We start from the raw sequence: 20,060 nt of genomic DNA, 5'->3' as shown, positions 1-20,060 counted from the left end.
TTAGGTGAATAGATGCTGCTGCAAATCGGACTGGACATCGGATCGACAACGGCCAAAATAATCGCAATGCAACGGTCGGAAATTGTACATGAGCATTACATCCGCCATTATTCGGACATTCAGAACGCGGTTCTATCTCTTTGGGAACAATTGATGCGTTTACATCCCGATGCGGAAGCGACTGTCTGCATGAGCGGTTCGTCCGGCCTTTCCTTTTCGGAGCTTGCCGGGATTCCATTTCTGCAAGAGGTAGTCGCCTGCACGAAGGCCGTCAAGCTTCTGGCGCCTGAGACCGATACCGCCATCGAATTGGGCGGCGAAGACGCCAAGATTATTTATTTCCGCGGGGGCATCGAGCAAAGAATGAACAACGCCTGTGCCGGGGGCACGGGTGCGTTTATCGACCAGATGGCGGCCTTGCTGGAGACCGACCCGGCCGGGCTTAATGAACTGGCAAGCCGTTATGAGACGATCTACCCCATCGCTTCCCGATGTGGGGTATTCGCCAAGACGGACATTCAGCCACTGTTAAACGAAGGCGCACGGCGGGAAGATATCGCCGCCTCGATCTTCCAGGCCATCGTCAACCAGACGATCAGCGGGCTGGCCTGCGGCCGCCCGATTCGCGGCAAAGTGGCTTTACTTGGCGGCCCCCTGACGTTCCTGCCTATGCTCCGGGAGCGGTTTGCCTTGACACTGGGCCTCGCAGAAGACGAGGTCCTCTTCCCCGAGCGCAGTCAATACTTCGTGGCGTTAGGCGCCTGTCTGCACAGCGCGAGTGGCGAGCAGCTTCCGCTGTCTGCCTGGTTGGAGCGGCTGCAGGCCGTCAACTTTGCTGCCTCAGGCTCGTATGGCGGCGGCAAAGACCCGCTGCTCCCGCCCCTGTTCGCAAACCAAGCGGAGCTGGATGCGTTCCGGCTGCGCCATGGCGCCGCATCTGCCGTACGCGCTGAACTGGCAAACTACGAAGGCCCCTGCTTCCTCGGTATCGACGCCGGATCCACGACGACGAAGCTCGTCCTGACCGGCAGCGAGGATCAAATCCTGCATACGTTCTATGCAGGTAATAAAGGCAATCCCCTGGCTACCGTCCGGGAGGCTCTTAAAGAAATCTACGACATCCTTCCTGCCGATTGCTTCATAGCTCACGCGTACGTTACCGGCTATGGGGAAGGATTGGTTAAAGCCGCGTTCCGGATTGACGGCGGCGAAGTTGAAACCGTTGCTCACTATAAAGCGGCCTCTTCCTTTCTGCCGGGAGTCGACTTCATTCTGGATATCGGTGGCCAGGACATGAAATGCATCAAAATCCGCGGCGGCGCCATCGATACCCTGATGCTGAATGAAGCCTGCTCGGCCGGCTGCGGCTCGTTCCTGGAGAGCTTCGCCGGCACGCTCGGTCTGAACATCACCGAATTCGCCGACCAAGCGCTGCAGGCTAAAGCGCCCGTCGATCTCGGTTCCCGCTGCACGGTATTCATGAATTCCAAGGTCAAGCAGGTACAAAAGGAAGGTGCGACCCTCCCCGATCTTTCCGCCGGCCTCGCCTATTCCGTAATCAAGAATGCGCTGCAAAAAGTCATTAAAATCCGCAATCCCGAAGACATGGGAGAACGGATTATCGTACAGGGCGGTACCTTCCTGAATGACGCGGTATTGCGTGCGTTTGAACAGCTTACCGGCCGGGAAGTGATTCGGCCCGATATCGCCGGCATGATGGGCGCTTACGGCTGTGCTTTGATCGCACGGACCGGCTACGCCGGGACCGGATCTAGCACAATTTTGTCGCGGGAAGCGCTGGATACTTTTGCTTGCGAGGTCTCTCATGCCAGATGCTATCTGTGCTGCAATAATTGCGCCATGACCGTAAGCCGGTTTCCCGACAAAAGCTTCCATGTGACAGGGAACCGCTGCGAACGCGGGGCAACCCAGAAGATGGAGAAGAACGGGCTGCCGAATCTGACGGCCTACAAATATGACCGGATGTTCAGATATGCTTCCCTTGAGCCCGAGCAGGCCGTCCGAGGTACTGTCGGCATCCCGCGGGTACTGAATCTGTTCGAGAACTATCCTTTTTGGCACACCTTCTTTACGAAGCTCGGGTACCGGGTAGTATTGTCGCCGAAATCGACGAAAAAGCTGTATGAAAGCGGAATGGAGACGATCCCCTCCGAATCCGTCTGTTATCCTGCCAAGCTGGCGCACGGCCATATCCAAAGCTTGATCCGGAGCCGGGTGGACTTTATTTTCTATCCTGCCGTCGTATATGAGAAAAAGGAAGATGAATCCGCGGACAATCATTTTAACTGTCCGGTGGTGGCCAGTTACCCGGAGGTCATCCGTACGAATGTCGACGCGTTAAAAGAAGGCGGAACTCCGCTGGTTAGCCCCTTCCTCAATTTCGATTCGGAACCGGTGTTGCGCAAACGCCTGCAGGAGACGTTTCCGTTCATTCCAAAAGAAGAGCTGGCATCCGCGTTTGCAGACGCTTGGGAGGAAGCGGAACGGGCCAAGGACGAAATCCGGGCCAAAGGCGAGGAAACACTCGATTATTTGCAAAGCACAGGGACAAAAGGGATCGTTCTATGCGGTCATCCGTATCATACGGACCCGGAAATCAATCATGGAATCGCCGAATTGATTACGGGAATGGGTCTCGCCGTGCTGACCGAGGATTCGATTTCCCATCTCGGCGAAGTGAAGCATCCGCTGCCGGTCGTTAATCAATGGACCTATCACGGAAGAATGTACCGGGCCGCCTATGTCGTTACAGAGCGGAACGATCTGGAGTTGGTACAGCTTACTTCCTTCGGCTGCGGCATCGATGCGATCACCGCCGACGCGGTCCAGGAAATTCTGGAACGGGAAGGCAAAACGTTTACCCTTATCAAAGTGGATGAGATCAGCAACCTGGGAGCCGCGCGGATTCGGCTGCGCTCCTTACTTGCCGCCATGAAGGAACGGGAAACGGCTAAATCGCCACTGGACGGTATGCCTGCCCCGGTTCACCCGGCCTCTTTTACGAAGAAAATGAAAGATAGCTATACGATCCTGGCGCCGCAAGTTTCCCCGATTCATTTCGAGCTGTTCGAAACGGTGTTCCGGGAAGCCGGATACCGGCTTAAGGTGTTGAAGACGGCAAGTAAAGAAACGACGGAAGAAGGGCTCAAATTCGTCAATAATGACGCCTGCTATCCCGCCATCGTGACCATCGGACAAATCGTGGCCGCGTTAAAAAGCGGGGATTATGATCCGGACCGGACTGCGGTCATTTTGACGCAGACCGGAGGCGGATGCCGGGCCACCAATTATATCGGCCTCCTCCGCAAAGCTCTGAAGGAAGCGAAGATGGAGCAAATCCCGGTCATCTCGCTCAATGTTTCGGGACTGGAGAACCAGCCCGGCTTCAAGCTGAATCTAAAAATCATCAACCGGCTGATCGCCGCTTGCTGTTATGGCGATTTGCTGATGCGGCTGCTTTACCGCTTCCGTCCATATGAGCTCAATGCCGGGGATACGGAACTGCTGTTTCGCAAATGGATGAATTTATGCCGTCACTCGCTGCGGCGGTTTTCCTTTGCACAATATAAGGAGTATATTGCCACGATGGTTGAGGAATTCGAGGCATTGCCCCTAACCGGGAAGACTAAACCCCGAGTCGGCATCGTCGGCGAAATCCTCATCAAGTTCCATCCCGATGCCAACAACCGGCTCGTGGAGGTAATCGAGGCCGAGTGCGGCGAAGCGGTCGTGCCGGATTTTCTGGATTTTATGTTCTACTGCCTGTATAACCCGATTTACAAAGCCGATCAGCTCGGCAAGAGCAAAATGCTGGGACTGGTCAATCCGATGGTGATCGGCTATCTGGAAATGTACCGTAAGCCCGTAAAAAAAGCGCTTGAACATAGCCGCTTCCTCACGCCTCCTGAGAGTATCTATGATCTGGCGGATAAAGCCAGCCGGCTCTTATCCGTCGGGAACCAGATGGGAGAAGGCTGGTTTCTGACCGCCGAAATGATGGAACTGCTGGATCACGGCGTCAACAATATCGTCTGCATTCAACCGTTCGCCTGCCTGCCGAATCATATTACCGGCCGCGGCATGGTCAAGGGCCTGAAGGAAATGTATCCGGATGCGAACATTGCCGCAATCGATTACGATGCCGGCGCCAGCGAGGTCAACCAGATCAACCGGATCAAGCTGATGATGTCGATTGCGAACGGCGTGTTGTGCTGAGACAGCAAAACCGCCCCCAAAATCCATATTGGATCCGGGGGCGGTTTTAATCTAGGGTCATGATTAAGGGACAAAACGGGTCTTATTGGGCCTTGAATGCCGCATTACGCCTAAAATAAGGGACATGAGGGGCCCTATTTCCTAGGTTTATATAAAAACAGCCTGTTTTCGCGATTTCCCTATTAATAAGAACCTAAAAAGCCCTTATTTCTCTCTGAAAGCTCAATATAATGAGAATAACGCCCTAAAAGTCCCTTATCCACAGGTCATCGGGATTACAATGAAACGCCTACCCGTTCCGCTGACTGTCTATTTTCTCGGCCAGCTCGTTCAAATAGGCCCAGCGGTCCATCAGCCGCTCCAGCTCCGCTTCGGCTTCCTGCTGCTCCTGCATCAGTTCCTGCAGCTTAACCGCGTCGCTCACTGCGGCTGCCATCCCTTCCGTAATTGCGGTCAGCCGCTGTTCTGCGGCTTCCACCTTCTCGTCGATCGTCTCATATTCCCGCTGCTCATTATAACTGAACTTAAGCTTCTCGCCGCGGGCCGGATCTTTACTGCTTCCAGCGGTTGAAGCGGATACAGCGCCGGAAGAACTGTCCGCACCTCCTGCGTTCTTGCTATCCGCCGCCTTGCCCGCCAGACTCTTGCCGCCAGCAGCACCGGACGATAAGCCGGGATTCACCACGTCTTTGCCAGCCGCCTGCAATCGCTCCTCATAGTCGCTATAATCCCCGACATGCACGGCTACTACGCCGCCGCCCTCGAACGCCATAATCTTATCGACCGTACGGTCAAGGAAATACCGGTCATGGGATACCACGAATACGGCGCCCGGAAATTCGTCCAAGTAAGCTTCTAGGACGGTCAGAGTTTGAATGTCCAGATCGTTAGTCGGTTCGTCCAGCAACAGCACGTTAGGGGCGCCCATCAGGACGCGGAGCAAATACAGACGCCGCTTCTCTCCCCCGGACAGCTTTGCAATCGGAGTCCACTGCATGGCCGGCGGAAACAAGAACCGCTCCAGCATCTGAGCCGCAGTAATCCGCGAGCCGTCTGCGGTTTCCACAACCTCGGCTTCCTCCTTGATATATTCAATCACCCGCTGCTTGCCGTCCATCTCCTGATGCTCCTGGGTGAAATAACCGAGCTTTACCGTCTGGCCGAGCTCGATTTCCCCCGCATCCGGCTGAATCCGACCGGCGATCATGTTGAGCAGCGTGGATTTCCCGCTGCCGTTCGGACCGACGATGCCGACACGGTCACCAGGGACCGCCGTATAGGTCAACCCACCGATCAAAAGCCGTTCCCCGGCGGATTTGCGCAGCCCGGAAATCTCCAATATTTTTCGTCCCAGCCGGGTCGAAGCCACGGAAATATCAAGCGAATTGCTCTTGAATTCCGTTTTCATATTTTGCAGCTTCTCAAAGCGTTCGATCCGGGCCTTTTGCTTCGTCGAACGAGCCTGAGCGCCGCGCCGGATCCAGGCCAGCTCGTTCCGCAGCAAATTCTGGCGCTTCTGCTCCGAGGCCGCTTCGCGCTCCTCGCGTTCGCTCTTCAGCTCCAGAAAGCGGCTGTAATTCGCTTCGTAGCGGAACAAACGGCCATGATCCAGCTCTAACATGACATTGCAAACCCGGTCCAGGAAATACCGGTCATGCGTGATCAGCAGCAGCGCGCCGCGCCGTTTCTGAAGGAACGATTCCAGCCAGGCGACCGAATCGTTGTCGATATGGTTGGTTGGCTCGTCCATAATCAGCAGCTCCGAAGGAATGATGAGCGCGGACGCCAGAGCGACCCGCTTGCGCTGTCCTCCGGACAATTCGCCCATTTTTCGGCCGAAGTCGGTAATTCCGAGTCTGGACAACACGCTTTTGGCGTCGCTCTCCAGGCTCCAGGCCTGTAGCCGGTCCATTTCCTGACTCAGCTTCGTCACTTTGGCCTGAAGACCCTCATCCGTCGGCAGCAAATCCAGCTCCTCCATAGCCTCCATGTAAGCGGAGACGACCTCCAGCTCGGGACCGCCGTTTTGGAACACCCCGCGTAATACGGTGATACCCGGATCAAATTCGGGGTTCTGGGATAAAAAAGTAATCCGAGTGTCCCGGTTTACCGAAACCCTGCCTTCATCGGCAGGTTCCAACCCGGCAATCACGCGGAGAAAAGTGGATTTCCCCGTACCGTTGACCCCGATCACGCCGATTTTGTCATGCTCATCCATGCCGAACGAGGCATCCTGAAACAGAACCTTTTCGCCATAGCTTTTCGTTAGATGTTCCACAGTCAATATATTCATTAAGTTTTACCTACTCTCTAAGCCATTTAAGAGGTTGTCCAAAAAAATATTCTTTTGGTCCGAAATACTTCGGGTTCTAGGACAGTCTACGGCTAATTATATCAAAAGCGCGGAGGCAAGTCCCCAAGCAATCAGGCCTGCGGCAAGGGAGCTGAGCATATTTACCGCATCATTGCTCATCCAGCGCAGTCCCCGCAGTGGTACGGTATCGACCCCGCAATGCTTGTCCACCTCCACGCTCTTTCCGCATTCCGGACAGCGGTTCATCCGCTGGATGGTTGCGCCTAGCAGGGAGTCGGCAAACGCGCCGGCAAAGCCTGAGATGCCGCCAACGATAAGCCACTGCCACAAGGATAGGGCGGGAAGCACGGACGTTCCGGTGCTTGTCCCGTCGGTCCAACGCAGCAGCAGCCAGGCCGCCCCGCCGATCAGCATCGCGCCGGCCAGTGAGGCGGTGCTGCCAAGCAGCGATACCCCTCCGGAAGTTCCGGCGGGCAACTGCCTCCAGGTCAGCACCGACCGCGGGAGCTTGCGGCTAAGCCCGCCCCATTCGGTCGCCCACGTATCCGCGGTGACCGCTGCCATGGTGCCTACGAATAGATAGGCCCAAACAGGATCGGGCCAAATCGCATAGCCGATGCAGGCAAGCATCCCCAACCCGCCGTTGGCAAACACTTGTCCAGCATCCCGCCTGCCGCTTTTGGCATAGGATTTCTCCAGTTCCCGCTTCCGCTCCCCGCGGAATTTGGAGAATATCGAAGACGTAATGAAGAACAGCAGCAAAATACCGAACCAGAACAAATCGCCCGCCCCGTAATATACCATCCCCATTATAGTGGCGGCGATCATGCCCGATAAGGAAAGGGACGATTTACGGTAAGCGGCCGTAGAGACCAAAAGGGCGCCTAGCGCCCCTATGATCCAGTCAATCATCATTGTTTTGCCCGGGGACCCGCCGAAACTTCAAAGCTGCCCAGCACCTTGGTTCCGTAAGCAATTTCCAAACGGTCTCCTTGGTACACAGGCCCCACCCCTTCCGGAGTTCCCGTGAAGATGAGATCCCCTTCATCCAATCCATATCTGTCGGCTATATAATCCACGATTTGCTGCAGCGAAAAAATCATATTCTTAATATTTCCGCGCTGTACCAGCTCCCCGTTTTTCCGCAACGTGAAATCTTCTCCGGCTGTTCCTTCGGCTCCGGGAAAAGCGATGTAAGGCGTAATCGGAGCGGAATTTCTAAATCCTTTGGCCGCCGTCCAAGGCTGCCCCTTTTTCTTCAATTCGCTCTGTACATCGCGCAGCGTGAAATCGATGCCGAACGCCACTACATCCACCAGCTCGTCCACCGTCATGCCGGATTCATACCGTCTGCCGATCCGCAGGACCAGCTCGGTTTCATAATGAACTTCTCCGCAGTTCTCGGGGAGCGCCAGCCCGGCACCCTCCATCGAAACTACCGCATGGGAAGGCTTTAGAAAAATCATCGGCTCGGACGGCACTTCATTGCCGAGCTCCTCGGCGTGCAGCCGGTAATTGCGTCCAACACAATAGACGTTCGAAATCATTTTATTCATTCATTAAGCCTCCTGGATTCCTGGTCAATAGTTCAGTTTTCTATTATTGCCTTGCGCCATACATCGGGCCGGTTCGTGCAGAGAAGTATATCGCCGTGCATGGCGGCCACCCGCCGCATTCTACGGACATCATCCATCGTCCAGGCCATGACCTCAATACCGCGTCTGGCGGCCTTGCCGGCGATCTCGGCCGTTAAATATCGATGATTCATGGACAAGAATGAACATTGAAGCATCTGCAGCCTTAGCAGCACATCCCTCGCCTTGCCGTTGACAATCAGGCCTGTACGGATTCCCCGGCCGATCTCTTTGATCTTGGCCAATATTCGCGGCTCGAAAGAGGTTAGAACGACATCCTGCTCCATGCGCCGTTTCCGAACGGCTGAAATAATCTTCTCTTCAATGCCGGGATACAGGTTGCCCTGGGTTTTCACTTCGATATTCGCTTGCAACCGGCCTTTGATTTTATCCAGAAATTCATCCAGACTGATCAGTTTCTCCCCGGTATATGCCTTGGACTTCCATCGGCCGGCGTCCAGTCTTTGCAGCTCTTCCCATGTTTTGTCCTTGACCGGCCCCCGCCCGTTGGTAGTACGGTTTAACGTGAAATCATGAATCAGCAGGGGCACGCCGTCCTTAGACAGCTGGACATCAATTTCAATCCACCCAACATAAGGCTGCTCCATCGCAAGAGAGACGGCAGCCATTGTATTCTCCGGCGCAATTCCCGAAAATCCACGGTGCGCAACGCAAAGGTTGGACACACAACCACGCTCCCTCCCTGCTGTATTCTATGGTTCAGGTATTGTCTGCCTTCGCTTCGCCCGATGCTCCGATCGAAATTCCGGGTGAGAAGCTCTCTACCTCTTTAAACAATTTACTACCTTCCTCATCACTCATCGGAATCGGTTGCCCAAGCTCCGTTTTGTAAGGAATCAGCTTCAGGTCACAATCGCCCCCACGCGTGCATTCCGCAGCAAAAACGGCGGTTTCCCAAGTTTTCGGATCCTTCGATTTCGTAAAAATAAAGTTACCCGTGCTGTAAGCGATCCATTTTCCTTTATATTTCTCAAGTCCCTGAAGCACATGCGGATGGCCGCCAACAACCAGATCAGCGCCGGCATCGATAAATTCCCGGGCCAGCGTCGTTTGATGCTCCTCCAGCTTCGTTGTACGTTCCTTACCCCAATGAACAACGACAAACACAAGGTCGGCATTTTGACGTGCCGTCTGAATGGCCTTCAGAGCCTGTTTGGAATCGTACACGGCCGCTACGCCAGGGTTCTTTCCCGCTACCCAATGCGACTCGGGAATCACTCTTGTGTAGCCGCAAAGCGCAATTTTAATCCCTTTTCGCTCAATATAGACCGGGGCATATGCATCCGTGCTATTCTTCCCCGCTCCGACGTAATGCAGCTTGCTCTCCTTCAAATGATCTATCGTATCCAGCAGACCTTCCACACCCTGATCAAGAATGTGGTTGTTGGCCAGGTTTACAGCCTCCACTCCCGCTTTGGCCAGCTCCGGCAGCGCCTGGGGCGACGATTTGAACACGAACTGTTTGTTCTCGGCCGCCGTACCTCGTTCCGTCACCGGCGTTTCCAGGTTCACGACGCTGAGATCATCGTTCAGAAACAGATCTTTCACATAACGATAAGGGTAATCATACCCTTCCTTTTGCAGTTTCTCCGCCACTTTGCTGGAAAAGATCGTATCCCCCGCAAAATGAATGAGAAGCCGTTCATCGGGATCGGTATTTTGCACCGGATCCGGATCCTGAGTCTCATCCGGCTCTATTTCTTTCTGTCCGCTATTACCGGTTCGATTCCCTGCTTCGTCAGGCTCCGCCGCTGAGTCTGAACCGTCAGGTTCCTGTACGGCGTTATTTACGTCCGGCGATTGATTTTCCTGGTCCGGAATTTGGCTGCCGACCTCTCCGCCTTTGCCATTGTCACCATTTACATCGGACGAATAGTCCGCATCTCCTGACTTAGGACTGCTTTGTGTCGTAAGATCCGATAAATAAAAATAAGTTCCCAAAACAACGATGATCAGAATAAGCGATACGTTCAACCCAAGCCAAAAACGGTTTTGGCCCCGCTGCTTATCCTGTTTCTTCTTACTGTATTTCTCCGAACGTGGTGGATACATGGTAAACTCCTTTTTCCCTCATACTCGCCTTGATTCTTGAACATGATTGATTTTATTATATCAGGTAACCTGAAATAAATAGAACCCCTCGCCTATTTTAAGCGAAGGGTATCTTGGGGCCTAGTCGGTTAGGACGACTTCGGCCTGATAAGCCGATATTTAATTTCTACTCTTTACGCAATTGAAAAATCACATCGCTGAGCGTTTCCATATACAATGGATCGGTGTTCAGCGAATCGATCCGCTCAAGCCGCATGTCGAGCTCTTTGGCGATCGCTTTGGCTTCGATGTCAAGATCGTATAGAACCTCCAAGTGATCCGATACGAATCCGACCGGAGCTACCAGAACGTCCTCGACTTGCTCCAGGCTCAAAGAGCGGAGCGTGTCCAGAATATCCGGCCCAAGCCAAGGCTCTGCCGTACGTCCCGCGCTCTGCCACGTAAATTGCCAGGAGGTCACTCCGGCCCGTTCGGCTACCGCTTTTGAAGTTTCCAGCAGCTGGTCCTGATAAGGATCGCCCATTTCGAGGATCTTTGCAGGCAAGCTGTGCGCACTGAACAAGACTCTCACTTTCTCCCGCTCCGCTCCGGCTTCTACGAACAAATCCAATTTGCTCGATACTCTTGCGGCCAGCGATTCAATCAGCTTCGGATGCAAATGATAGCTGCGGACGAATTTCATGGCGATTCCGGCTTCGGCCGCTTTCGCCTCGGCCCGCTTGATATAACCGCCGATACTCATCACAGAGTAATGCGGTGCCAGCACGATGCCGATCGCCTCCGTAATGCCGTCGCCGGCCATAGCCTCCACTCCGTCTTCGATAAACGGGCGGGCATGCTTCAATCCTTGATAACAAACGAATTCTTGCTCTGCGTAAGGATTTAAACGGTTTAGCGTATCCTGCAGCGCAGCCACCTGATTATCCGTGTTCGCACGAAGCGGGAATACGCCTCCGACAATCGCCTCATAACGGTCCTTCAGTTCTTTCAGCTGTTCCGCGGTCGGCGGATTCCCCCGACGAATATGCGTGTAATAAGGTTCTACCTGGTCCAGACTTTCCGGTGTGCCATAGGACATCACCAATACACCGATTTTTGTCTTCATGGTCTTCTTCACCTCAATAAGTTCGTGTCATGAGTTCTCAAAAGTTCAATTGAATATGATGACGCTGAGAAATGACTTGCTCCGAGTACTCGTGTACAAAGTCAGTCAGTTCTCTAAGCTTCTCGAGCGATGCTTCCGGGAACAATCCGTGGCCGAGATTGAATATGTATCCGGGAGCTTCAAGTCCCTGATCAATCAATTCTTTGGCATACTGTTTAATGGTGTCCATAGGAGCGGTCAAAATATACGGGTCCAGGTTCCCTTGAACGGCAAACTTCTCCCCGATGCGCCGGCGTCCTTCCGTAATGGATACCCGCCAATCGAGACCGATGACATCGGCCTGAAGCTGGGTCAGCGTCGGCAACAGTTCTCCGGAACTTACGCCTGGAAAATATATTTTCGGTACATCCAAATCGCCAAGTTCGGCAAAAATACGGGTAATCGTCGGCAGCACAAACCGTTCAAAATCCTTCGGAGCAAGCGCCCCGACCCAGCTGTCAAACAGCTGGAACGCTTTCCCGCCGCTCTTGACGTGGGCACGCAAATAAGTGATGACCATATCGCCGAGCTTGCCCATCAGCTTGTCCCATAATTCCGGTTCCCCGTACATCAGGCTTTTCGTGCGGATATAGCTTTTCGAAGGTCGTCCTTCGATCAGATAGCTTGCAATCGTAAACGGAGCACCGGCAAAAGTGATTAACGGCACTTCAAGCTCCCGATCCAAAATAGCGATCGTTTCCAAGATATGCGAGAGATCCTTCTCGACATCGATCGGCTTTAAGCGGTCAATGTCCTCCTTGGAACGAATCGGATTGTCGATAACCGGCCCGATATTCTTGACGATGTCAAAGTCAATGCCCAGCGAGGCTACGGGATTCATAATATCCGAATATAAAATAGCGGCATCCACGCCCAGCTTACGTACGGGCATCATCGTAATTTCCGCTGCCAGTTCAGGCTGTCGGCAAATTTCGAGCAGACTGTATTTTTCTTTGACTTTACGATATTCGGGATCATATCTACCCGCCTGGCGCATGTACCATACAGGGAGACGATCCACCTCCTGCCTTTGACAGGCTCGGATGAACCGATCATTATAAGCCACGTTTACAGGCCTCCTATACTAAAATCTCTAATATACATTATGCCCTTTTTAAAAGTAAGTAACAACTATCACACCGGCTCGTCCCATGACAATCGTATGACATTGCTCCGCCAGGGCGCTCTTAAAACTGTGCTATACTAAAAAGACTTTGTTTACAACCAGATGAACCCGAAAGGAAGTGAAAGCACATTGAAATCGTGGAAATTGAACCTCATTGTGCTTTGGTTCGGACTGTTTTTCGTCAATGCGGGAATGACGATGATTACTCCTTTTTTATCGCTTTACCTGGCCAGAAACCTGCATGTGCAAGGTGAACACGCCATCGGCATTTGGGCCGGCCTGATCTTTGCGGCCAACTTTGCGACGTCCTTTATATTTCAACCGCTGTGGGGCAAACTCGCCGACAAGTACGGACGCAAAATCATGCTGCTGCGCTCCGGTTTCGGCATGGCCATCGTAATTACACTAATGGGCTTTGCGACAAAGCCGTGGCATCTGCTGGTGCTCCGTTTGCTGAACGGTACGATTTCCGGCTTCAATCCGGCGGCCGTATCGCTCATATCGGGCACCGCTCCAAAAGAGCGGATGGGGTTCGCCATGGGCACGATTCAATCAGGGAACGTGGCCGGCACGATCCTGGGCCCGCTGATCGGCGGACTTATGGCGGAATATATCGGTTTCCGCCCTATTTTTTATATTACCGGGGCCCTGCTGTTTGTGGCTTCCATGCTTGCTTTATTGTTCGTCCGCGAGAAATTCGACCGGGAAGAAGCGGCTCATACGCCGCAGATCTCCGTTATGCAGGGCTTTGTCGAGCTGAACAAATCCCCGCAGTTGACCGCTTTATTTGCAGTAACGTTCCTTCTGCAATTCGCCATGCTCAGCCCAATGTCCCTGCTTCCCCTCTATGTTGAAAAACTGCACGGCGTTCCGACCGACGTTCCCTTCTGGGCCGGGTTCGTTACCGCCGTGACCGGGATCTCCAACATGATCACCTCGCCTGTGCTGGGGCGTGTGAGTGACAAAGTCGGGGCGCATCGGATATTGACCTTTTGCTTAATCGGCGCGGCAGCCACCCTCATCCCGCAAGCTTTTGTGCATACGGTCTGGCAGCTCATTCTCATCCGCTTCCTTATGGGAGTCTTCATGGGCGGTCTGCTGCCAAGCGTCAATGCGCTTATCCGGTTCTATACACCGGACGGCATGGAGAGCCGGGCCTTCGGCTTCAACAGCAGCACCCTGGCGCTCGGCAACATGCTAGGCTCCTTGATCGGCGGCTTCCTGTCCGGATTTATCGGAATCGAAGGGATTTTTATCGTCTCCGGAGTTCTGCTGGTCCTTAACACCGTATGGGTACGCTGGAAGCTGTACGGCAAGCCGAAACTGGAATACAAATAAAACAAAAAAAGAGCGGGTCCGCGGTTCATCCAACCTCGGTGCTCGCTCTTTTTTGATCATTAAAACGGAAATCCAAATCCTAACTTACTTATGCAACTTATGCGAAACCATAAGTATTGGACTGCCCTCCATCAATCGCAATGGTCTGGCCGTTTACGTAGCTGCAATCTTCACTGAGCAGGAAGACTACAACCTTAGCTACTTCTTCAGGAAGCCCCAGCCGCTTTGTCGGATTCCCCTGGGCGAATTCAGCCTCCGCCTTCTTGGGATCCACGGGGTTTACCTGCTTGAAGGAACCGGCAACCATCGGCGTCAATATAGCACCCGGAGCAATCGCATTAGTTACGATACCTTCGCGTGCGAATTCGAGTGCAGCATTTTTGGTCATTCCGGAAACCGCATGCTTGCTTGCGACATACGGGATCTGGTTAAGGACACCTCGGATGCCGCCAACCGATGCGGTGTTTACGATTCTGCCGTATTGCTGTTTTTTCATAACCGGGATAACGTAACGCATGCCGTAATAGACGCCCATAAGATTAATGTCAATGACCTTCTTGAAAACCTGAACATCATAATCGGGGATTAGCGCCTGTTTGCCCTCGATGCCTGCATTATTATAAAACCCGTCGATACGGCCGTATGTCTTAACGGTCTCATCTACGTACTTTTTTACAGCCGTTTCATCCGAAACATCGGCGGTTACGGTAAGCACTTTTGCTTCCGGGTATTTCGCCAAAAGCTCCTGCTTTGCTTGTCCCAATGCATCTTCTTTGAGATCGATCAAGGCCAGGCTCGCACCTTCCTTGGCCGCTTCCATCGCCGTCGCTTGACCCAGCCCCATGGCTGCACCCGTTACTACAATCACTTTGCCTTCTAATCTTCTGCTCATTCAGTCCACATCCTTAAACATAATAAGAATGTGTATTAATTTAACCTTCAGGCAGAACATTAATGCACGGAGCGATAATTATATGCTAGTTTCCCTCTCTAGCCTACTTCACCATTGCGAGCGCAAGGCCGTCGTACGCCGGCAGCATGGTGCTGATCAGCCGCTCGTCGGTAGCGATCGATTCGTTGAACTTCCGCATCGCGAGGACTGAAGGCCCGTTTTTGTCCGGATTCAGCGTCCGTCCGCGCAGCAGCGTATTGTCCCCTGCGATAATCGCCCCGGGCCGGGCCAGCCGGATTGCGTATTCCAGGTATGCGGGGTAGTTTTCCTTGTCGGCGTCGATCAAAAAGAAATCGAACCTCTCGCCCCGATTCTCCAATTGCGCCAGACTGTCAAGCGCCGGACCGATCATATACTCAGTCATTCCACCAAATCCGGCGCGCTCCAAGTTCCGTCGGGCCAGGGCGGCATTTTCCTCTTTCAACTCGAGCGAGACGAGTCTTCCCCCCTGCTTCATTCCCCGCGCCAGGCAAACGCCGCTATAGCCGCCGAGGGCGCCGATTTCGAGTACCGCCTCCGCTCCCGAAACAGCGGCAAGCATCGTAAGAAGCCTGCCGTATCCTGGAGCGATCGAGACATCGTTCATCCCGCTTTCCAGGATGGATTCCGTGACGCTCTTCAGCATGCTGTCCTCGGTATATAATTCCTCACTATATTGTTCAGGGTTCATCTCCCCGGCACACTCCTTTTTCCTGTTGTCAAAAAGCCGTTTGTATCTTATTTAACATTGTCCTATACTGAATTGTATGGTTTTTGCACTATAACCACAAGTATTTCACGGAGTTGATATGATCATATGCCAGGACAAGGACAACAATTAGAATTGATCGCTACCGCACCGATGGGGCTCGAAGCCGTCGTTGCCCGCGAGCTTAAAGATTTGGGTTACCATGACACCGTCGTCGAGAACGGCCGGGTCACATTTAAAGGAAACTTAAGCGACATCTGCCGCTGTAATTTGTGGCTGCGCACTTCCGACCGGGTCCTCATTAAAATGGGCGAGTTCACCGCGCTCACGTTCGATGAACTCTTCGAAGGCACGAAGGCGCTGCCTTGGCAGGATTGGATCCCCGTGCACGGCGAATTTCCGGTGGAGGGCCGATCGCATAAATCCCAGCTCAGCAGCGTGCCAGCCTGCCAGGGGATCGTGAAGAAAGCGATCGTTGAGAAGCTGAAGGAAACGTACCGCAATGAATGGTTTGATGAGAACGGGCCGCGATACGTCATCGAAATCAACCTGCTGAACGACAAGGCGCTGCTGACGCTCGATACCACCGGCCCGGCGCTGCATAAGCGCGGTTACCGCAAAATAGCGACCGAAGCGCCATTAAAGGAAACGATGGCGGCAGCGATGATCCTGCTCAGCCGTTGGAACCAAAACCCGTCACGGCCGTTCTACGACCCGTGCTGCGGCTCAGGAACGCTGCCGATCGAGGCGGCGATGATCGCCTGGAACATCGCTCCGGGGCTGCGTCGCACGTTCAATTCGGAAGCATGGCCGGTGTTGCCGGAATCGATGTGGCAGGAGGCCCGCGATGAAGCGATCGATGCGGTGAAGGACGATATCCCGCTGAACATCGCCGGCAGCGATATCGATGCGCAGGCCATTGAAGTGGCCCAAGCGGCGGCCAAAGCCGCAGGGCTCGCCAAAGAGATTACCTTCCGGCAGCTCCCTGCCGTCAAAATCCAGCCGGAAGGCGATTACGGCTGCATGATTACCAACCCGCCTTACGGCGAACGTATCGGCGAGGAAAAAGAAGTCCGCCGCCTGATCTCCCAGCTCGGCCGCGTTACAGCCGAATTGCCGACCTGGTCGTTCTTCGCGCTGACACCTACGAAACAATTCGAACAAGACTTTCAGCGTAAAGCGGATAAACGCCGCAAGCTGTTTAACGGCCGGATCGAATGCCAATATCTGCAGTTTCTTGGACCCCTTCCCCCGCGGCATTAATGCCCGGGTGGAGGGTTTCTCCGTTTTGGAATGGAAAGGAGGAAATCCGACTTGGCAACACCAGGCAATAAAACGAGTCATTTTTTGAAAAAACTGGCCCATTACCGTAATTTTGAATATATTTTGTTCACGCTGATCATTTTTTTCAAATTGCATATTCTTCACGATAATCTACATGCACGGTATATCGATATGAATTTGCTGGATGACGTGATCGCCATCGGCTCCATCCTGCTGGTATCGTTCTGGACGCTATGGCTGCCCCGTCGGGGCCGCTCCATTGCAATGATTATCTTGAATATACTGCTGACGGGGATCATTTTCTCGGATCTCGTCTACTATCGTTATTTTGGCGATTTCATCACGGTTCCGGTGCTGCTTCAAGCCGGTCAGGTCGGTGAACTCGGAGACAGTATTCTGTCGCTGATCCATTTTAGGGATCTCTGGCTCGTTGCGGACTGGATTATCTGGCTGGCAATTACAATCGGCCTCATGTTCTACCGCCGCACGGTTACACGAAAACAAACGGCCAGAAACCATAGAGCATACTCTCAGTCACCCCGTCCCGGTAAAACCCGAAGTTCCCGTCTGTTATCCCGATTCATTACAGGCCTAGGCGTCTTCGTACTCGGCTTTGTTATTACGATGGGACCGATCCGGTTCTATGCAAAAACGTGGGCGGTCGGCCTGTTCGAAGGGGGCTGGTGGAATATTTCGCTTTACAATGTCACCGGACTGCTCGGCTTCCATTATTATGACGCTTATCGTTACGCTAAAGAACACCTCGGCGACAAACCCGAGCTCTCGGCGGAGGAGAAGGACAATATCCGGGATTGGTTTCAAAAAGCCGGCGATGCCCGCGAGACAGCCACTGACGGGACTTTTGGCGCTTATAAAGGGAGCAATGTTCTGGCGGTGCAGGTAGAAGCCTTCATGAATTTCATGATCGGCAAAAAAATCGGCGGCCAGGAAATTACCCCGAATTTCAATAAGCTGATGCAGGAGAGCCTGTATTTTTTCAACTACTTTCACCAGACTGGCCAAGGACGGACTTCCGATGCCGACTTCTCATCGCAAAGCTCGCTGCACCCGCTTCCGACAGGCTCCGTATTCGTCCGCTATCCGGATCATACGTATGATACGCTGCCGCAAATTCTTAGCCAAAACGGATATGAGACCGGTGCTTTCCATGCTTACGAGGGCAGCTTCTGGAACCGGATCAATATGTATAAAGCGATGGGATACGATCATTTCTACAGTAAAAAAGAATACGCCATGGACGAATCGCTCGGCTGGTCGCTGGGTGACAAATCGTTCTTCCGCCAATCGCTCGCCAAGATGTCCGAAGAACAACAACCTTTTTATTCGTTCTTAATTACGCTGTCCAGCCATCATCCCTACTCTCTTCCGGCATCGGTCCGCCAGCTTGATACCGGCGAATTCAAGGACACCATCTTCGGAAATTATCTGGAATCGATCCATTACGCGGACGCCGCTCTTGGCGAGCTGGTGGAGGACATGAAACGGGACGGACTGTGGGACAATACGATCCTTTACGTTTATGGTGACCATGACAACTCGATCACGGAACAAGCGGATTACGAGAAATTCCTCGGCAAGCCGCTGACCGAACTCGATATGCATCAAATCATGAACCAGGTGCCGCTGCTTGTACACTTGCCGGACGGCAAAGCTGCCGGAATCTACGATCAGCCGGCCGGGCAGCTCGACATGGCCCCCTCGATCCTGCATTTGCTGGGAATATCGACGAAACCGTACTACATGATGGGCAACAACTTGTTTGCCGATGGAGACAAATTCGTCGTCCTGAGATCGGGAGCTTTTACGGACGGTAAATTATATTACATTCCTTCCCCGGACAATTTGTTCGAGAACGGCAACTGCTATGACCTTTCAACCAAAGAGAAAACGGATATCGAAAAATGCCGGGTTCCTCATGAAGAAGCCAAGAAACGGCTGCAAATTTCCGATGATCTGATCGCCTCAGACCTAATTCCAGAGCTGAGAAGCGGCAAGGATGCGCAACAACCATAAATTTTGAGAAAGGACCCTGATGATTCCGCTGACGGAACTCGGGGTCCTTGTTTATGTTTTTTTGATTTAAATGAATTCCCGCCAGCATTTCATTTGAATCTTCTACCGCCTATTCGCTATACTCTTTTCGTAAAGGTTTGTTTATGATTATCTATTTTGTTCCCTTGGAGGGGTGTTTAATGAGCAAATTCGGAATGAATGTGAAGTTTACGGCAAAAGAAGGGCAACGGGATGCTCTGGCGCAAATCTTGCTAGGCGCTGCAGCGGTCGCAGAGGGTGTGCCGGATTGCGAAAAATATATCATCAGCGTGTCGGACACCGAACCGGATGTCATCTGGGTGTATGAAATTTGGAGTAATGCGGAAGCACATCAAGCCTCTCTCGATCAAGAAGCCAGCAAAGCTTCGATCCGGCAGGCCATGCCATTAATCGCGGGGGTAGAGTCCTGTCAAATCCGGCCCGTAGGCGGAAAAGGACTCTAACCTTATGGCAAAATCAATCGTCGAAAAGCTGAATTTGCAAAAGTATGAAACAGCCGCCGTGTTAAATCTGCCGCAGGAAACCGGCGATCTGGCGGAATTGACCTTTGACCGCGAGCTTACGAAAAGCAAATACGATCTTATTTTTGCTTTCGTCCTGGACATGGATGCCTTGAAGGCTATGGTCAGCAAAGTGATCGAAGAAGATCGCCTAAAACAGGACGGGTACCTGTATCTGGCATATCCGAAAAAAGGCAACAAAAAATACCCCACCTTCATTCATCGCGATGACTTGCTGGACGGGTTAGGCGCGGACGAGGACGGATATGTCGGGACAAGCTCCATCAAGTTTGCCCGCATGGTAGGCATGGATGAGGTGTTTACGGTCGTTGGCCTAAAGGAGGACGCCCGAAGCCGGAACCGGCCACAGTCCACCTCACGGCCGAGCCAGCGTGTCGATGATTACGAGGCTATGGTCCCGGAAGTGGAGAAAGATTTGCACGACGCCCCGGAGCTCCTTGCCTTTTATCGTTCACTTACGCCTGGATACCGGAAAGACTGGGCCAGATACGTATACAGCGCCAAACAAGAGAGCACGAGAACCAAGCGGCGTGAGGAGATGAAGACCATTCTTGGCGCGGGCTACAAGAGCCGGGAGCTCTACCGCAAGGTTGAAGGATAACCGAGCGGCCAGGTCAACAATAACCGATTTTAGTACAACTATCAATAAAGCCGCTCTGGTCGGAGGACCGGAGCGG

Annotated in this window: 15 protein-coding genes; 6 read left to right on the top strand and 9 right to left on the bottom strand. The window is 53.1% G+C overall.

Annotated elements, in window-relative coordinates:
• Positions 1–12 precede the first annotated feature (12 nt).
• Positions 13–4,236 (top strand): 2-hydroxyacyl-CoA dehydratase, encoded by a 4,224-nt coding sequence (locus KB559_RS07195; RefSeq protein WP_211021063.1) that lies wholly within the window; start codon positions 13–15, stop codon positions 4,234–4,236.
• Between the two features lie 289 nt (positions 4,237–4,525).
• On the opposite strand, the gene KB559_RS07190 is transcribed toward KB559_RS07195, so the two are convergent.
• From KB559_RS07190 to hemE, 7 genes are all read right to left on the bottom strand, one after another.
• The gene (locus tag KB559_RS07190; RefSeq protein WP_211021062.1) at positions 4,526–6,529 is read right to left on the bottom strand and encodes an ABC-F family ATP-binding cassette domain-containing protein; all 2,004 of its coding nucleotides are present in this window, start codon (positions 6,527–6,529) and stop codon (positions 4,526–4,528) included.
• Positions 6,530–6,625: 96 nt separating this feature from the next.
• Positions 6,626–7,459 carry a DUF92 domain-containing protein gene (locus KB559_RS07185; RefSeq protein WP_211021493.1) on the bottom strand — a complete coding sequence of 278 codons (834 nt, stop codon included), beginning with the start codon at positions 7,457–7,459 and terminating at the stop codon, positions 6,626–6,628.
• Positions 7,460–7,461: 2 nt separating this feature from the next.
• Positions 7,462–8,106 (bottom strand): fumarylacetoacetate hydrolase family protein, encoded by a 645-nt coding sequence (locus KB559_RS07180; protein ID WP_211021061.1) that lies wholly within the window; start codon positions 8,104–8,106, stop codon positions 7,462–7,464.
• Between the two features lie 32 nt (positions 8,107–8,138).
• Positions 8,139–8,870: a glycerophosphodiester phosphodiesterase gene (locus tag KB559_RS07175; protein WP_211021060.1), complete on the bottom strand. Its 732-nt coding sequence runs from the start codon at positions 8,868–8,870 to the stop codon at positions 8,139–8,141.
• Positions 8,871–8,904: 34 nt separating this feature from the next.
• Positions 8,905–10,257 carry a CapA family protein gene (locus KB559_RS07170; protein ID WP_211021059.1) on the bottom strand — a complete coding sequence of 451 codons (1,353 nt, stop codon included), beginning with the start codon at positions 10,255–10,257 and terminating at the stop codon, positions 8,905–8,907.
• 166 nt (positions 10,258–10,423) lie between these two features.
• On the bottom strand, positions 10,424–11,362 hold the full coding sequence (hemH, locus tag KB559_RS07165; RefSeq protein ID WP_211021058.1) for a ferrochelatase: 939 nt from the start codon (positions 11,360–11,362) through the stop codon (positions 10,424–10,426).
• Positions 11,363–11,399: 37 nt separating this feature from the next.
• A complete protein-coding gene (hemE, locus tag KB559_RS07160; protein WP_211021057.1) occupies positions 11,400–12,467 on the bottom strand; it encodes a uroporphyrinogen decarboxylase in 1,068 nt (355 codons plus the stop codon).
• A 162-nt stretch (positions 12,468–12,629) separates the two neighbouring features.
• Here hemE and KB559_RS07155 point away from each other — a divergent pair, with 162 nt between their 5' ends.
• Complete coding sequence (locus tag KB559_RS07155) at positions 12,630–13,865, top strand: MFS transporter (protein WP_211021056.1); 1,236 nt, start codon at positions 12,630–12,632, stop codon at positions 13,863–13,865.
• A gap of 97 nt (positions 13,866–13,962) precedes the next feature.
• Here KB559_RS07155 and KB559_RS07150 read toward each other — a convergent pair whose 3' ends face one another.
• Positions 13,963–14,757: a glucose 1-dehydrogenase gene (locus KB559_RS07150; protein ID WP_211021055.1), complete on the bottom strand. Its 795-nt coding sequence runs from the start codon at positions 14,755–14,757 to the stop codon at positions 13,963–13,965.
• Positions 14,758–14,860: 103 nt separating this feature from the next.
• Positions 14,861–15,487: an O-methyltransferase gene (locus KB559_RS07145; protein ID WP_211021054.1), complete on the bottom strand. Its 627-nt coding sequence runs from the start codon at positions 15,485–15,487 to the stop codon at positions 14,861–14,863.
• 126 nt (positions 15,488–15,613) lie between these two features.
• Here KB559_RS07145 and KB559_RS07140 point away from each other — a divergent pair, with 126 nt between their 5' ends.
• The 4 genes from KB559_RS07140 (at position 15,614) to KB559_RS07125 (ending at position 19,984) form a co-directional block, all read left to right on the top strand.
• Positions 15,614–16,768 carry a THUMP domain-containing class I SAM-dependent RNA methyltransferase gene (locus tag KB559_RS07140; protein ID WP_211021053.1) on the top strand — a complete coding sequence of 385 codons (1,155 nt, stop codon included), beginning with the start codon at positions 15,614–15,616 and terminating at the stop codon, positions 16,766–16,768.
• Between the two features lie 30 nt (positions 16,769–16,798).
• On the top strand, positions 16,799–18,823 hold the full coding sequence (locus KB559_RS07135) for an LTA synthase family protein (RefSeq protein ID WP_211021052.1): 2,025 nt from the start codon (positions 16,799–16,801) through the stop codon (positions 18,821–18,823).
• A 179-nt stretch (positions 18,824–19,002) separates the two neighbouring features.
• Positions 19,003–19,305: a putative quinol monooxygenase gene (locus KB559_RS07130; RefSeq protein WP_211021051.1), complete on the top strand. Its 303-nt coding sequence runs from the start codon at positions 19,003–19,005 to the stop codon at positions 19,303–19,305.
• A gap of 4 nt (positions 19,306–19,309) precedes the next feature.
• On the top strand, positions 19,310–19,984 hold the full coding sequence (locus KB559_RS07125; RefSeq protein ID WP_211021050.1) for a YdeI/OmpD-associated family protein: 675 nt from the start codon (positions 19,310–19,312) through the stop codon (positions 19,982–19,984).
• Positions 19,985–20,060 lie beyond the last annotated feature (76 nt).

The sequence above is a fragment of the Paenibacillus sp. Marseille-P2973 genome (assembly GCF_018101095.1).
Lineage (GTDB): Bacteria > Bacillota > Bacilli > Paenibacillales > Paenibacillaceae > Fontibacillus > Fontibacillus vini.
Note: the sequence above shows the minus strand (reverse complement) of the source record. Positions and strands in the feature narration are given on the sequence as shown.

Bases quoted from the DNA above. Each gene is read 5' to 3' on its own strand.
- KB559_RS07195 (WP_211021063.1), top strand. From the start codon at position 13: ATGCTGCTGCAAATCGGACTGGACATCGGATCGACAACGGCCAAAATA.
- KB559_RS07190 (WP_211021062.1), bottom strand. From the start codon at position 6,529: ATGAATATATTGACTGTGGAACATCTAACGAAAAGCTATGGCGAAAAG.
- KB559_RS07180 (WP_211021061.1), bottom strand. From the start codon at position 8,106: ATGAATAAAATGATTTCGAACGTCTATTGTGTTGGACGCAATTACCGG.
- KB559_RS07170 (WP_211021059.1), bottom strand. From the start codon at position 10,257: ATGTATCCACCACGTTCGGAGAAATACAGTAAGAAGAAACAGGATAAG.
- hemH (WP_211021058.1), bottom strand. From the start codon at position 11,362: ATGAAGACAAAAATCGGTGTATTGGTGATGTCCTATGGCACACCGGAA.
- KB559_RS07155 (WP_211021056.1), top strand. From the start codon at position 12,630: ATGAACCCGAAAGGAAGTGAAAGCACATTGAAATCGTGGAAATTGAAC.
- KB559_RS07150 (WP_211021055.1), bottom strand. From the start codon at position 14,757: ATGAGCAGAAGATTAGAAGGCAAAGTGATTGTAGTAACGGGTGCAGCC.
- KB559_RS07145 (WP_211021054.1), bottom strand. From the start codon at position 15,487: ATGAACCCTGAACAATATAGTGAGGAATTATATACCGAGGACAGCATG.
- KB559_RS07140 (WP_211021053.1), top strand. From the start codon at position 15,614: ATGCCAGGACAAGGACAACAATTAGAATTGATCGCTACCGCACCGATG.
- KB559_RS07135 (WP_211021052.1), top strand. From the start codon at position 16,799: ATGGAAAGGAGGAAATCCGACTTGGCAACACCAGGCAATAAAACGAGT.
- KB559_RS07130 (WP_211021051.1), top strand. From the start codon at position 19,003: ATGAGCAAATTCGGAATGAATGTGAAGTTTACGGCAAAAGAAGGGCAA.
- KB559_RS07125 (WP_211021050.1), top strand. From the start codon at position 19,310: ATGGCAAAATCAATCGTCGAAAAGCTGAATTTGCAAAAGTATGAAACA.